At 60.1% G+C, this 14238-nt stretch carries 15 protein-coding genes, 1 tRNA gene and 1 pseudogene; 10 read left to right on the forward strand and 7 right to left on the reverse strand.

The window, feature by feature from the left end:
* Positions 1 to 109: 109 nt before the first annotated feature.
* The 7 genes and pseudogenes from NKJ35_RS10185 to NKJ35_RS10215 all read left to right on the forward strand — a co-directional run.
* Positions 110 to 871 (forward strand): annotated as a pseudogene (locus tag NKJ35_RS10185) (PQQ-dependent sugar dehydrogenase); the annotation flags it as partial.
* A 258-nt stretch (positions 872 to 1129) separates the two neighbouring features.
* The gene (gene coxB, locus NKJ35_RS10190) at positions 1130 to 1945 is read left to right on the forward strand and encodes a cytochrome c oxidase subunit II (RefSeq protein ID WP_254818347.1); all 816 of its coding nucleotides are present in this window, start codon (positions 1130 to 1132) and stop codon (positions 1943 to 1945) included.
* Positions 1946 to 2036: 91 nt separating this feature from the next.
* Positions 2037 to 3806 (forward strand): cytochrome c oxidase subunit I, encoded by a 1770-nt coding sequence (ctaD, locus tag NKJ35_RS10195; protein ID WP_254818346.1) that lies wholly within the window; start codon positions 2037 to 2039, stop codon positions 3804 to 3806.
* A complete protein-coding gene (locus tag NKJ35_RS10200) occupies positions 3803 to 4507 on the forward strand; it encodes a cytochrome c oxidase subunit 3 (protein WP_352646689.1) in 705 nt (234 codons plus the stop codon). The genes ctaD and NKJ35_RS10200 overlap by 4 nt, the downstream gene beginning before the upstream one ends.
* A gap of 13 nt (positions 4508 to 4520) precedes the next feature.
* Positions 4521 to 5243: a heme-copper oxidase subunit III family protein gene (locus tag NKJ35_RS10205; protein ID WP_254818344.1), complete on the forward strand. Its 723-nt coding sequence runs from the start codon at positions 4521 to 4523 to the stop codon at positions 5241 to 5243.
* A 10-nt stretch (positions 5244 to 5253) separates the two neighbouring features.
* Positions 5254 to 5658 carry a cytochrome C oxidase subunit IV family protein gene (locus NKJ35_RS10210; protein WP_352646691.1) on the forward strand — a complete coding sequence of 135 codons (405 nt, stop codon included), beginning with the start codon at positions 5254 to 5256 and terminating at the stop codon, positions 5656 to 5658.
* Positions 5659 to 5802: 144 nt separating this feature from the next.
* Positions 5803 to 6276 (forward strand): aminoacyl-tRNA deacylase, encoded by a 474-nt coding sequence (locus NKJ35_RS10215; protein ID WP_254818342.1) that lies wholly within the window; start codon positions 5803 to 5805, stop codon positions 6274 to 6276.
* A 65-nt stretch (positions 6277 to 6341) separates the two neighbouring features.
* Here NKJ35_RS10215 and NKJ35_RS10220 read toward each other — a convergent pair whose 3' ends face one another.
* From NKJ35_RS10220 to tig, 5 genes are all read right to left on the reverse strand, one after another.
* The gene (locus NKJ35_RS10220) at positions 6342 to 7154 is read right to left on the reverse strand and encodes a DUF2189 domain-containing protein (protein WP_254818341.1); all 813 of its coding nucleotides are present in this window, start codon (positions 7152 to 7154) and stop codon (positions 6342 to 6344) included.
* Between the two features lie 316 nt (positions 7155 to 7470).
* A complete protein-coding gene (locus NKJ35_RS10225; protein WP_352479773.1) occupies positions 7471 to 8403 on the reverse strand; it encodes a heme o synthase in 933 nt (310 codons plus the stop codon).
* Between the two features lie 147 nt (positions 8404 to 8550).
* The gene (locus tag NKJ35_RS10230; protein WP_502896050.1) at positions 8551 to 8904 is read right to left on the reverse strand and encodes a c-type cytochrome; all 354 of its coding nucleotides are present in this window, start codon (positions 8902 to 8904) and stop codon (positions 8551 to 8553) included.
* Positions 8905 to 9115: 211 nt separating this feature from the next.
* Positions 9116 to 9637: a hypothetical protein gene (locus NKJ35_RS10235; RefSeq protein WP_352646695.1), complete on the reverse strand. Its 522-nt coding sequence runs from the start codon at positions 9635 to 9637 to the stop codon at positions 9116 to 9118.
* Positions 9638 to 9798: 161 nt separating this feature from the next.
* Positions 9799 to 11274, reverse strand: coding sequence for a trigger factor (tig, locus tag NKJ35_RS10240; RefSeq protein WP_352647044.1), 1476 nt, complete (start codon positions 11272 to 11274; stop codon positions 9799 to 9801).
* Between the two features lie 343 nt (positions 11275 to 11617).
* Between tig and NKJ35_RS10245 the strand changes: the two genes are divergently transcribed.
* Positions 11618 to 11702: transfer RNA gene (locus NKJ35_RS10245), tRNA-Leu, on the forward strand.
* A gap of 90 nt (positions 11703 to 11792) precedes the next feature.
* On the opposite strand, the gene NKJ35_RS10250 is transcribed toward NKJ35_RS10245, so the two are convergent.
* Positions 11793 to 12377: a GDYXXLXY domain-containing protein gene (locus NKJ35_RS10250; RefSeq protein ID WP_352646697.1), complete on the reverse strand. Its 585-nt coding sequence runs from the start codon at positions 12375 to 12377 to the stop codon at positions 11793 to 11795.
* Positions 12374 to 13492, reverse strand: a complete 1119-nt coding sequence (locus tag NKJ35_RS10255) for a DUF2157 domain-containing protein (RefSeq protein ID WP_352646699.1) — start codon at positions 13490 to 13492, stop codon at positions 12374 to 12376. Before NKJ35_RS10255 ends, NKJ35_RS10250 begins: the two co-directional genes overlap by 4 nt.
* A gap of 223 nt (positions 13493 to 13715) precedes the next feature.
* On the opposite strand from NKJ35_RS10255, the gene NKJ35_RS10260 reads away from it, so the two are divergent.
* Together NKJ35_RS10260 and NKJ35_RS10265 are read left to right on the forward strand one after the other, a co-directional pair.
* Positions 13716 to 13856: a DUF1127 domain-containing protein gene (locus tag NKJ35_RS10260; RefSeq protein WP_254818335.1), complete on the forward strand. Its 141-nt coding sequence runs from the start codon at positions 13716 to 13718 to the stop codon at positions 13854 to 13856.
* A 48-nt stretch (positions 13857 to 13904) separates the two neighbouring features.
* On the forward strand, positions 13905 to 14045 hold the full coding sequence (locus NKJ35_RS10265) for a DUF1127 domain-containing protein (RefSeq protein ID WP_254818334.1): 141 nt from the start codon (positions 13905 to 13907) through the stop codon (positions 14043 to 14045).
* Positions 14046 to 14238 lie beyond the last annotated feature (193 nt).

A 14238-nucleotide genomic window follows, 5' to 3' on the forward strand; every position in this document is an offset into this window, starting at 1 on the left:
AGTCCCCATCAGCCATCGCATCAAGAAATGCGCCTGGAACGACGACTATCTCATCAATGCCATCACTCATATGCGATAGCCCTGCTACAACACTGGTGACACAAAGATCACCGCGCCCGGAACGCCGCTAACCGCCCTGCCCGGCGGCCCGATCGACCACCATTGGACGAAGAGCCTGGTGGCAAGCCCCGACGGCTCACTGCTCTATGTCGGCGTCGGCTCGAACAGCAACGTCGCCGAAAACGGCATTGAGGCGGAGAAGAACCGCGCCGCCATCTGGCAGGTAGACAGGGCCACCGGCCAGTCGCGCATTTTCGCCAGCGGTTTGCGCAATCCAAACGGCCTGAGCTGGGAGCCGCAGACCGGGGCGCTCTGGGCAGTGATCAATGAGCGCGACGAGCTCGGCCCCAATCTCGTGCCGGATTATCTGACGTCGGTAAAGGATGGCGGCTTCTACGGATGGCCATACAGCTATTATGGCCAGCATCTCGATCCCCGCGTCATGCCCCAGCGTCCGGACCTGGTCGCGAAAGCGATCGTTCCGGACTATGCGCTGAGTTCCCACGTCGCCCCTCTGGGACTGGCCTTCTATACGGCAAACAGCCTCCCCGAGGCATATCGCGGCGGCGCTTTCGTTGGCGAACACGGCAGCTGGAACCGCACGCGCTTCAATGGCTACAAGGTGGTGTTCGTACCATTCAGCGGCGGCCATCCTAGCGGCGTCGCTACCGACGTGGTGACCGACTTCCTGAACAAGGACAACAAGGCGCGCGGCCGGCCTGTCGGCCTGGCTGTCGACAAGACCGGGGCCCTGCTCATCGCCGACGACGTCGGCAACACAGTTTGGCGGGTGACATCTGCCGGCCAATAAAGTGGCCCCGCTCCCTTCGTCGAGCTGTCGGAAGCGATCCCGACGATCGCCGTTCCGGTGGTTCTGCCAGGCGCATTCGGTGTGCTCGCCATTGCCTGCCGCTGTCACCGCCGAACCGAAGGACCGCCAGCGCCGCGAAATGGTATTTTTGCCCTTCCCACAGCCGGCTCTAGAATTTTCATCGCAAATCAAGTTATGATGCACTTGGTATTTCCCGGGACGGCTTGCGCCGCTTGGAATACCGGGAGGAACCGGGACATGGCCGTTGCGCTTGTACTCGTTCTGATAGTCGTGGGCTCGGTGTTGTTCCACTTCCTGAGCCCATGGTGGTGGACGCCGATTGCCTCGAACTGGGACTATATCGACAACACCATCATCATAACTTTCTGGATCACCGGCGTCGTCTTCGCCGCAGTGGTTCTTTTCATGGCCTATTGCGTCTTCCGCTTCCGTCATCGGGAAGGCAATCAGGCGGCATATGAACCTGAGAACAGGCGGCTCGAATCCTGGCTGACGGTTGTCACCGCGGTTGGCGTCACGGCTTTGCTCGTTCCAGGCCTGTTCGTCTGGAGCCGGTTCGTTAACGTTCCAAGCGACGCAACAGAGGTCGAAGTCGTCGGCCAGCAGTGGCAATGGAGTTTCCGCCTGCCCGGCAAGGACGGCAAGCTCGGCACATCCGACACTCGCGACGTCAACGCTGAAAATCCACTCGGCGTCATCGCCACCGATGCCAACGGCCAGGACGATGTCGTAGTGGAAGCGGCCGACCTGCACCTCCCGGTTGGCAAACCGGTCAAGATGCTGCTCCGCTCGATCGATGTGCTGCACGATTTCTACGTGCCGGAATTCCGCGCCAAGATGGACATGATCCCGGGCTCGGTCACCTATTTCTGGTTCACTCCGACCAAGACCGGAACCTTCCAGGTCCTGTGTGCCGAACTCTGCGGCCAGGGACATCCGATGATGCATGGCGTGGTCATGGTCGATACGCAGGAAGACTATCTGGCGTGGCTTGGCCAGCAGCAGACTTTTGCGCAGCTGTCCGCGCCCCAACAGATGGGCTCGGCAGAGTAGGAAACCGAAACGACGGTGCGCCGTCGGGATTGAAAATAGTGCGGCAAGCCCGAACTGTCGGGCTGGCCGAAGAGGGCACGGAGGTGTTCCTATGGTCGATATCACACCTGCAGATGCGGTACCGCCGGCCGAAGTCGCGGAAATGGAACTCTACCATCCGCACAGCTGGTGGACGAAATACGTTTTCTCGCAGGACGCCAAGGTCATTGCCATCCAGTATTCGGCGACGGCGACAGCGATCGGCATGGTCGCGCTGGTGCTTTCCTGGCTGATGCGGCTGCAACTCGGTTTCCCCGGCACATTCGATTTCATCACCCCGGAAGCCTACTACCAGTTCATCACCATGCACGGCATGATCATGGTGATCTACCTGCTCACCGCACTCTTCCTGGGCGGCTTCGGCAACTATCTGATCCCGCTGATGGTTGGCGCTCGCGACATGGTCTTTCCCTATGTCAACATGCTGAGCTACTGGATCTATCTGCTGGCCGTGCTGGTTCTGGTGTCGAGCTTTTTCGCGCCCGGCGGACCGACGGGTGCCGGCTGGACGCTCTATCCGCCGCAGGCGATCATGACCGGTACGCCCGGCGGCCAGGACTGGGGCATCATCCTGATGCTCGTCTCGCTGATCCTGTTCATCATCGGCTTTACCATGGGCGGCCTGAACTATGTTGTGACGGTGCTACAGGGCCGCACGCGCGGCATGACGCTGATGCGCCTTCCGCTCACTGTCTGGGGTATTTTCACCGCCACCGTCATGGCGCTGCTCGCCTTCCCGGCGCTGTTCGTCGCCTGCGTGATGATGCTTCTCGACCGGGCGCTCGGCACCAGCTTCTTCATGCCGGCGATCGTTGAGATGGGCGAACAGTTGCAGCACGGCGGCGGCAGCCCGATCCTGTTCCAGCATCTGTTCTGGTTCTTCGGCCACCCGGAGGTCTACATCGTTGCGCTTCCGGCCTTCGGCATCGTGTCCGACCTGATCAGCACCCATGCGCGCAAGAACATATTCGGCTACCGCATGATGGTCTGGGCCATCGTCGGCATCGGCGCGTTGAGCTTCGTAGTCTGGGCGCACCATATGTATGTCAGCGGCATGCATCCCTATTTCGGCTTCTTCTTCGCCACCACGACACTGATCATCGCCGTTCCGACCGCCATCAAGGTCTACAATTGGGTGCTGACGCTGTGGCGCGGCGATATCCACCTCACCATTCCAATGCTTTTCGCCCTGGCCTTCATTGTTACCTTCGTCAATGGCGGGCTGACCGGCTTGTTTCTCGGCAATGTCGTTGTCGACGTTCCGCTGTCGGACACGATGTTCGTCGTCGCCCATTTCCATATGGTCATGGGGGTTGCCCCGATCCTCGTGATTTTCGGGGCGATCTACCACTGGTACCCAAAGGTCACCGGCCGGATGCTGAACGAGACACTGGGCCGGTTCCACTTCTGGATCACCTTCCTCGGCGCCTATCTGATTTTCTTTCCCATGCACTATCTCGGCTTGATGGGCGTGCCGCGGCGCTACAACGAATTAACCGACATGACGATCATGACGGAATCGGCCCACCACCTGAACTCGTTTATCAGCATCATGGCTTTTATGGTCGGTTTTGCCCAGATTGTGTTTCTGTTCAATCTCATCTGGAGCATCCGCCATGGCCGTGAGGCTGGCGGCAATCCGTGGCGGGCAACGACGCTCGAGTGGCAGACGCCGCAAACACCGCCCGCCCACGGCAATTTCGGCAAGGATCTGCCGATCGTCTATCGCTGGGCCTATGACTACAGCGTACCGGGAGCCAAGGAGGACTTCATACCACAAAACGTTCCGGGCTCCTTCGCGCCCTCCAGGGAGCCGGCATGAGCGTAATCCTGGTCTTCCTGCTCGTGATCGCCGGTATTGCGGGGTGGTGGCTTTCCCATCAGCGGCTAATGACGAAGCCGTGGCTCGAGCAAAGCATGGCCGGGGATTTTGTCGCTCTGGACCGATCGGCGCTGCCGACCGCAAAGATCGGTCTCGGCGTCTTCCTTGCCGTCGTCGGCTGCCTGTTCGCGCTGTTCACCAGTGCTTACTTCATGCGCATGGCGCTGTCGGATTGGCGGCCGCTGCCCATCCCGCCCCTGCTCTGGCTTAACACCGGCGTACTGGTCTTGAGCAGCATTGCGATACAGTGCGCTTCGCTCGCGGCGCGCAAGGGTCAAGTGGACATGGTCAGGCTCGGCCTCACCACAGCTGGACTCACGGCGCTCGTCTTCCTGATTGGACAGCTTGTGGCATGGCGGGAACTGAGTGCGGACGGCTATTTTCTGGCATCCAATCCGGCCAACAGCTTCTTCTACCTGCTAACAGGAATGCATGGCCTGCATATACTGGGAGGACTGGTCGGGCTGGGCAGAACGAGCGTCGGCGCCTGGAACGGAGCGCAGCCGCAGCGGCTTCGCCTCAGTGTCGAGCTGTGCGCCATGTACTGGCATTTCCTGCTTTTCGTCTGGCTCGCCATCTTTGCGCTTCTGGCCGGCTGGGCTTCGACTTTAATCGACATTTGCCGAGGGTTGCTGACCTAGGAGGAACGGGCGGATGGCAGAGACGACACTGGCCCACATCGGCCGAACAGAGCCGCGGCCCGCGGGCTGGCAAGGCATCGCCGCCGACTGGTCCTCGGATCAGCGGGCGTTCAAGAACGTGTCCTGGGGCAAGGCCATGATGTGGATCTTCCTGCTCAGCGACACGTTCATCTTCGGCTGCTTCCTGCTCTCCTACATGACCGCACGTATCTCCACACGCGTGCCTTGGCCCAATCCGAGCGAGGTCTTCGCCCTGCGCATCGGCGGCTCCGACATTCCGCTGATCCTTATCGCCATCATGACCTTCGTGCTGATCTCGAGCAGCGGAACGATGGCCATGGCGGTCAATTTCGGCTACCGCCGCGACCGCCGCAAGACGGCAGTCCTGATGCTCTTGACCGCAGCACTCGGCGCGACCTTCGTCGGCATGCAGGCCTTCGAATGGACCAAGCTGATCACCGAGGGCGTGCGGCCTTGGGGCAATCCCTGGGGCGCTGCACAGTTCGGCGCATCCTTTTTCATGATTACCGGCTTCCACGGCACGCATGTGACGATCGGGGTGATCTTCCTGATCATCGTGGCGCGAAAGGTCTGGCGCGGGGATTTCGACGTCGGACGGCCCGGCTTCTTCACCAGCCGGAGGGGGCGCTACGAGAACGTCGAAATCATGGGGCTCTACTGGCATTTCGTCGACCTGGTCTGGGTGTTCATTTTCGCATTTTTCTATCTTTGGTGAGAGGCAGGACATGGCTGAAGCAACCGCAAACGGCCTGGGACAACACGCACTGGACAGCGCCCATAGGCATGATGCGACGACGACCGGCGTTACCCCGGCGGAGGTTCATCAGGAGCACCCGATCAAGCTCTATCTGGTGGTGTGGGCGTGGCTGTTCATCCTCAGCACCTGCTCCTATCTGGTCGACTATTTCGGTCTCCATAGCTATCTCAGATGGTCGCTGATCCTGATCTTCATGATGCTCAAGGCCGGACTGATCGTCGCCATCTTCATGCACATGGCCTGGGAACGGCTGGCGCTGACATATGCGATCATCCTGCCGCCGGTGCTGGTGCTGGTGTTCGTGACGATGATGGTCTTCGAAGCGGACTACACGCTGCTCACCCGAATGGCGTTTTTCGGGGCCGGGCCCTGACATGCAATCCGGCTCCAGGCGGTCCGGTCCTTGAAGCTTAGCCTTGAAACAATCCACGGCTGGTCCATTTCTGTTGGTATAGGAAACGACAGGCGATGCCGGCGTTTCCACATGCGTCGCGAACACCAGCAAGGGGCGCCCAAGATGACCATCGCAAACAGATTGAAGGACTTCATCGATAGGAAAGGAATTTCCTACGATACCGTCGAGCATCACCGCACCGCGACAAGCAGACAATCCGCCATTGCGGCACATGTGCCCGGCAGCATAATGGCCAAATCGGTGGTCGTTCACCACGACCGAGGCTACGCGCTGGCCGTGGTTCCAAGCACGCACAGGATAGAACTCGCGACATTGCAGGATGTCATGGAGAAGCCTCTTGGGCTGGCGTCCGAAGACGAGGTGGTCTCGTTGTTCGGCGATTGCGACGTCGGCGCTGTGCCGCCGATCGGCGCGGCCTATGATGTGCCAGTGGTTCTCGATGAAAGCCTTGGCGACGCTCCCGAAATCTATTTCGAGGGCGGCGACCACAAGACGCTTGTGCATGTGAGCGGCAAAGATTTCCGCGACCTGACAAAGGACGCGCGCCAGGCCCGTTTCAGCCACCCCGCCTATTGAAAGCTCTGCCTCACCCTGCCCGCACCGGCACTTTCGCCGGTGCGGGCAGAGTGCATTTTTTCAACTCACGGTCTGGTGGCCGGCGGCGATTCCACAACTTTCCGGTAAACATGCCAGGTGGCATGACCAAGGATCGGCAGCACGACTGCCAACCCGGCGAACACTGGCAGCGATCCGATGATCAGGGCGACGGCGACAATAAGGCCCCACACCGCCATCACGATCGGGTTGGCTAGAACAACGCGCACCGAGGTGTGGATGGCTTCGTAGGCGCCAACATCGCGGTCGAGCAACAACGGGAATGCGACGACCGTGGTGCACAACACAACCGCGGCGAACACGAAGCCGATGGCGTGACCCAGGATGATGAGCGTCCAGCCGCGTCCCGTGGCGAATATTTCACTGATGAAGCTGGACAGCGATTGCGGCGGCGCCGGGCCGAACAGGGTCTGGTAAAATATCTGGGCCGTCAAAAGCCAGGCGATGAAGATCGCAAGCAGCATGACGCCGACCGCTGCAATAGCCGGCAGCGCTGGAGAACTCCTGACCTCAAAGGCGTGTCTCCACGAGGCGTCGAGCCCGGCTTCCCGCCGCCGGCTGATCTCATACAGGCCGATCGCCGCGAACGGACCAATCAGCGCAAAGCCGGACACAAGCGGAAACAGCAACGGCAGCGTGTTGTTGCCTGATGTCCAGACAGCAAGCACGACTCCGGCAATCGGATAGATCAGGCAGAGAAATACGATGTGCGACGGCTTGACCATGAAATCATCGACGCCACGCCTGAGCGCATCAAAAAGATCGGAGACACCGATTTTTCGAATTCTGGTGTGTTCCAGCGTCTCGCTGGCGCCTGCTATCACGTGAAAGCTTGCCATGACCATTCCTCCAGACCAGGTCCGGTAAGGTCGCGTTTTACGGTGCTGCCGTTCTGCATGATTGGCCCACGCAAACCGCGACCTGCACCATGATCAATATACTCTCATGCGGGGGACTTGTCGCGCTTTGTAGGAAGGCCCGGGAGTAGGAGGTCCCGGGTAGCCCGACTAGCTACGGACATGGTTCTTCGATATGCTCTTCTAGTCGAAGGTGAAGGTCATGGACGGAAGGACAGTTCTCATACTCTGCCTTGGCGTCGTTATTCTGCTGTTGCTGGGATTTTGTGCTCTGCCAACGTGATGTTTTGAGCCGGGGTCAATAGCCGGCTGAAGCGATCACTCGCATTACAATGGTGTCGGCAAGCAACGCCGCAAATATTGCGAAAAGATAGACAATCGAATACGCAAACAGCGCCTTTGCCGGCTTCATCTCCTTGTCGGCGACGAGAACCTTCCAGGCCTGCCAAATGAAACCTGCACCCAACGCGGCTGAAGCAGTGCCGTAATATCCGCTCGCGAAGCCGAAGCCCCAAGGGAGCACGCCGATTGGCGCCAAAAGCAGCGAATAGGCGAAGATTTGTTTTCTAGTCGAGTGCTGGCCGGCCACATTCGGCATCATCGGGATGCCAGCCGCGGCATAGTCGCCGACCTTGAAAAGGGCCAGCGCCCAGAAATGAGGCGGCGTCCAGAGGAAAATAATCAGAAACAGAATGAGACTTTCAATGCCGATTGCGCCTGTTGCGGCCGCCCACCCGATTACCGGAGGAAGGGCGCCTGCCGCGCCGCCTATGACGATATTCTGTGGCGTCGAGCGCTTCAGCCACATTGTGTAGATAACGACATAGAAAAAGATGGTGAACGCCAACAACGATGCGGCGAGCCATCCCACCAACACGCCGAGCGTCATGACCGACAGCGCGGAAAGCACCAGACCGAAGCCGAGAGCTTCGCCAGGCGTGACGCGACCGGACGGAATTGGTCGCTTGGACGTGCGAGACATCAAGGCGTCTATGTCTGCGTCGTACCACATATTGAGCGCGCCGGCGGCTCCCGCTCCAACCGCGATTGCGCCGATGGCGATTACGGCGATAACTGGATTCATCACGCCGGGCGCCATCATCAGGCCGACGAAGGCAGTAAACACGGCAAGTGCCATGACGCGTGGTTTCAAGAGCGCAATGAAATCACCCGCCGTCGCCTCCGAGAGGCGGATGCCGGTATCCTTGAGACGGCTTTCTTCAGTCGACATTCAGACGACCACCGATGGGAACGGCAGCCTAGCCGGCCAATGTCTTTTTTGCAACGAGCCGCCCTCCCCACCGACACTGCCGGCAGATTGCGGCCGAGGCTATGCCTCGACCTGTTTGCGATACCAAGATCCGGCGGAAGAGCCGCGCTATTTGGAGAATTGCTTCAGGTAGGCGATGACATTGGCGATGTCCTCGTCTTTCTTGAGGCCGGCGAACGCCATCTTCGTTCCTTTGACCATCGCCTTGGGATCGCGAAGGTAGGTCGTCAGCGTGGCTTCGTCCCATTTGACGCCCGACTTGCCGGCCTCGGTCATCGCCTTGGAATAGCTGAACCCTGGATGCGTGCCGGCCGTTCGGCCGATGACGCCGTTCAGCGACGGACCGACCTTGTTCTGGTCCTTGTCTGCGACGTGGCAGACCTTGCATTTGGCGAAGACCTTCTCACCCGCCGCCGCATCCTGTGCCCGCGAGGGGCCGGCAATGACGGTGGCGACGGACATTACGATAAAAAACACAATGGCACGCATGGCATTTCCTCCCTGATCGCCGATTTGCCTGGCTGACCTGCGCAGGCCCACCTTTAGTCCGCTGGCATGCGCTCTTGAATGGCAGAACGGATATCCACTGCCTGGAGTTGCGGCACCTACATACCACGGAACCGGGCCGGCAGGTAGAGTTCGATCATGCAATGGATCAATGCGGACAATCCGCTCAAGGCAATTTGGTGTTGCAGGTGGTGGCGATCCGGCCGACCGCCTCTTCAACTCCGGCGAGGTCAAACTCGGCTTTGCCGCGCCCCGACAGCAGCCCGAACCGCCAGGACAGCAGCAACCGGTCCGCGGAAATCAGTCGCCTGATGCCATCGGCACCGTCGCGGACCAGCATCCTGCTATGCGGCCCGACCGACCAGCTTTCGTTGAGCTTGGCGGATTGGTCGACAGTCACCGACATGGCGATGGTTCGGCTGGCGGACACTGTATCGCTCAGCTGCAGCCATTCGCTCCAACGCGGTTCGCCGGCGGTCCGGCAGGCGATCGTCAACACCGGGCTGTAGCTCAATGCGCCGCCACCGGTGATGAGCTTGTTGGTCGCGTAAAGCGAGGCGGTGACAAGGCCATCGCTGCTCTTGTCGAACCGCCAGTTGTCGAGAACCGTATCAGCCTGGGCAATGCCGAAGACCGACGCAAGCAGGAACGCCGCCGCCACGCTTCCGATACCGAAGAACTGTCTCAACGATGCCTCCAACAACCGCTGCGATTTCGCAACCCAACGCAGATAATCATCAAAGCTTCGTATCGCTACCTCGACCGCCAGATACGTGAAATCCGTTGCGTCTGCGCCACAACGAAAAAGGCCGCCTCGAGAAGGCGGCCTTTCGGAATTCAGCAGGAACGTTATTCAGCGTCCTTGGCGGCCTTCTTCTTCGGCGCGGCCTTTTTCTTCGGCTCTTCGGCGTCGTCGTCGGCCTTCTTTGCGTCCGCTTTTTTCGCAGCCGCCTTCTTCGCCGGCTTGGCCTTGGTTGTCTCCGTATCCTCGTCGTCGGCCAGCAGTTCTTCCTTGCTGACCTTGACATCGGTGACCGAAATCTGGCCGAGCAGATGGTCGACCACCTTCTCTTCGAACATCGGCGCGCGCAACGTGTTCAGCGCTTCGGGATTGTTGCGATAGAATTCGAAGGCTTCCTGCTGCTGGTTGGCCGGGTAGCGGCGTACCTGCTCGAACAGGCCGCGCTGCAGTTCCTCGTCCGTCACCGTGACGCCGGCCTTCTCGCCGATTTCGGCGAGAACCAGGCCGAGACGCACGCGGCGCTCGGCAAGCCGCATGTATTCAGCACGCGCTTCTTCTTCCGTCGTCTCTTCGTCGGCAAAGGTGCGCCCGGCGGCTTCGAGATCGCGATTGACCTGGTTCCAGATGTTGTTGAACTCGGCCTCGACGAGCTTGGACGGGGCCTCGAACGAGTAGGCAGCGTCGAGCTGGTCGAGCAACTGCCGCTTGACTTTCTGGCGCGTTATCGAGCCGAACTGGTTCTCGATCTGACCGCGCACCACCTCGCGCAGGCGCTCCAGCGATTCCAGGCCGAGATTCTTGGCCATCTCGTCGTTAATCTCAAGCGCGCCGGGCTTCGACACTTCCTTGACCGTCACGTCAAAAGTGGCTTCCTTGCCGGCCAGATGCGCCGCCTGGTAGTTTTCCGGGAAGGTAACCGTGACCTGCTTCTCGTCGCCGGCCTTGCTGCCGACCAGCTGGTCCTCGAAGCCGGGGATGAATTCCTTCGAGCCGAGCACCAGCGGCTGATCGGTGCCGGCACCGCCGTTGAAGGCTTCGCCGTCGATCTTGCCGACATAATCGATGGTCACGCGGTCGCCCTCGGCGGCCTTGCCCGTCTTCGGCTCGTAAGTGCGGGCGGATTCAGCGACACGCTTGACCTGCTCATCGATCTCTTCATCCGGCACGTCGAACACCTGGCGCGTCACCTTGATGTCGGAGAAATCCTTGATCTCGATCGGCGGTATTACCTCATAGTTCAGGCGGAACTCGAAATCGGCGCCGCCTGCCAGGATCTTCTCGGCTTCCTTCTCGTCCTCGGTCATGATCACTTCGGGCTGCATGGCAGCCTTTTCGCCGCGCCCGGTGATGATCGAACGGGTCGAATCGTTGAGGATCTCGTTGACCACTTCGGCCATGAACGACTTGCCGTATACTTTGCGCAGATGCTGCACCGGCACCTTGCCGGGGCGGAAGCCGTTGATGCGGACCTTGTTCCTGGCATCGGAGAGCCGCGCCATCAGCTTGGCTTCCATGTCACCAGCCGGCACGGTGATCTTGATCTCGCGCTTGAGACCGGAGTTGAGCGTTTCGGTGACCTGCATCATAAAACCTTTGTTTCCACCAATGAGGCCGTCAAACGGCCCCTGCCGCTTACAGCCTGCCGGTATGATCTTGCCGGGAATGGCTTTTGGTGCGGGACTTGGCGATCTGTCCGCTCAACGCGGCACAAATCCTCCAGAAATACGCTCCAAAATGTGAATAAGTCTTTGTTTTTCCTACTTCTTATCACATTCTGCAGAAGCGGATCGTCGCGTCCCGTCACATTCGACACGCCTTTTGTCACAGGCGCGGCCGATTTTCAACCATCTTTGCATTCCGGCCAATGATGCCGATGTGGGCTCTGACATTGACAGAATGATGGCTACATGGGATTGGCCGGGCAATGCGGATGTGGCGGAATTGGTAGACGCCCTGGATTTAGGTTCCAGTGCCGAAAGGCGTGGGGGTTCGAGTCCCTTCATCCGCACCACCCTTCGCTCTTCGAGCTTCGGGTGGCAGGCCACTCGAAGCTCCTCCGAAGCCCTGGCGAAGGAGGGGTCATTGGCAAGGCAGTAGCGATCTAATAAAGCGGCTCCTCGAACAGTGTCTTGTCGCCGTCGACCAGCGCCTTGATCTGCGCCGTGCCGTTGGCCGCGATCGCCACGCGGATGCCGAACGGCCGCACCCGCATGTCGTTCTGGATCGCTATCCCCTCGCCTTCCGGCAGATAGAAGCGCTCGATGCCGTACTCCGGCGCGATCGTCGTTGCTCCCTGGCTGATATCCCAGCCCTCGGAGACGTGTCCGACGATATCGGCTTCACCGGATGCTGCCGGCGCCGGCGCTTGCCCGAACCAAGCCGCGGTCGGCCCCCAATAGCCATCGGCGCCCTGCTTCAGCCTGACCACGATCGACGTTTCCTCGCTGGAAAGCTTGCCGGCCGGAATGTTGCCGATCAGTTTCACCGGTATGCGCGAAATATCGTAGCCGAGCAGAATGTAGTCACCGCGCAAGAGATCGCGCGGATCGATCGGCTCGACCCTGAGCAGGACCTGCTTGCCATCGCGCAGGATCGCCGCGCGTCCGGCGATGATCCAGCTCAGAAAGCCGATCTGGACGAGCGCCAGGACCAGCGCCGAGATGATCAGTCTTTTGCCGGTCATCATGCCGCCGCTCCTGTCATGTTCGAGGCGTTCATTCGCTTTTCTATGCGGATGATAATGAAAGCAAGAACGGCGAGAAGCACCGCCGCCGCAAGCAAGAAGCCTGCCGTGTCCAGCATTGATTGCAGCATCACCACATAAATGATGGCGAGTTCGAAGGCGAAGCCCGCATAGGCAACCCAGCGCAGTCCCCGGCTCTCGCGGCCGCCCAGCACGATCGCCGCGACGATGCCGGCCAGCGCAACAGCCGAGGCAATGGCGAAGCCGCCATTGTAGCTGCTTTCATCCGCCAGTTCGAATTGAATCATCGCCAGGCCGGTGAGAAAGCCGATCAGCGCGTGCAAGGGTAACCTGCCGCCGAGTTGCAAAACCCTCTCGACCGGCCCGGCAGCAAAGATCGCAGCGGTAAAAAGCAGCACCGACGCGGCAACGAGCGGGATGGCGACTTGCAGCGTGTCGTATTCCATGGCCAACAGCACGAGGTAGAAAAGGACCGACAGGATGATCAGGTGGCGCGCCGCCTGGCTGCGCGTCCAGAACGAAACGGCGAACACAATTAGCGCCATGACCACGAAGAGATGCGGAAATTCCGTGCGCCGGAAGTAGTCGAACCCTCTCAGGAACAGCCAGGCATCGGCGATGCCGACGGCAGCGACGGTCAGCGGGTTTGAGCGCAGCGCCACCGCCGCCAGCGCCGTGCCGGCGCCCCAGGTGATCAAGGCCGAGGCCTCGTCGCCCGACAAATGATACATCTGGCCGATCAGCGCGATCGATCCGCCGAACGCTGCTGCCGCGACGATCCACAGCGCCTCGCCGATCGCCGCATGGTCGCGCATCTTCAGCACCGCCCCGCCGACATAGCCGGCAAGGATAACGGCAAAAAGTGCCGCGACCCGCACCAACCGCGGGATGACTTCCCAGTTGGCGGCGATGAAGATCAGGGTAGCGGCGCCGAACAGCAGCGCCGCCATCATCGCCAGGATCGAGCCGAAACTCAGCGATTTGCGTTCGTTTGCCTCGACGTCTCGCGTCAGCGCAACGGCTGTCGGCGCGTCGATCAGGCCGGCCTGTTGCCATCGTGCGATATCCGACCTGACCCGTGACGAATAGCTCGCCATGCCCCTCCCCCTTTGCTCGGTCCTTTTAGCTTGTCCGGCCAAGCGTTTGACCTAACGGCATTTTTCCGATCTGGGCGGAAAACCGGACGCGCGTTAATGTTGCATTGCACAAATTGCATTGCTGCCATGCACCAATAGCGCTTTTAAATCGATATGACCCCACCTATTTTCACGGTGCACACAAAGACGGAATGATCCGAAAGAAAGACGAAACGAGACTACCATGAACCTGATCCGCAACTATCGCAACTGGCGCCGCTATAGGGACACCGTGTCCGAGCTGAGCCGCCTGAGCACCCGTGAACTGACCGATCTCGGCATCAGCCGCAGCGACATTCACTACGTCGCCCGCAAGTCGGTCTAATCCTTCGGGCCGCAAATGGTCCGAACCAGTTTTGAAAAGAGAACGACAATGAACCTGATCCGCAACTATCGTAACTGGCGCGTCTACCGCGAGACGGTTACCGAGCTGGGTCGCCTGTCGAACCGCCAGCTCAACGATCTCGGCATCGTCCGCGACGAGATCAAGATGATCGCTCGCAAAGCGATCTAACCACAAGAATTTCGCCAAGGTCGACCTCCTCCCCGACCCTGACGGATACGGTCAGCCTTCACCTCCTCCCGAGGGTTGACCACAAAAACGGCGCCCGCCGGACCTCCTCCCCCGGCGGGCGCTGTTTCCAGGTTGTTTCTAAAAGGGTTTCGCGCCCTTCAAATGGCGAAAGAATTTCGTCAAAGCCGACCTC

The sequence above is a fragment of the Mesorhizobium sp. M0136 genome, assembly GCF_040322515.1.
In the GTDB taxonomy this organism is placed as follows: Bacteria; Pseudomonadota; Alphaproteobacteria; order Rhizobiales; family Rhizobiaceae; genus Mesorhizobium.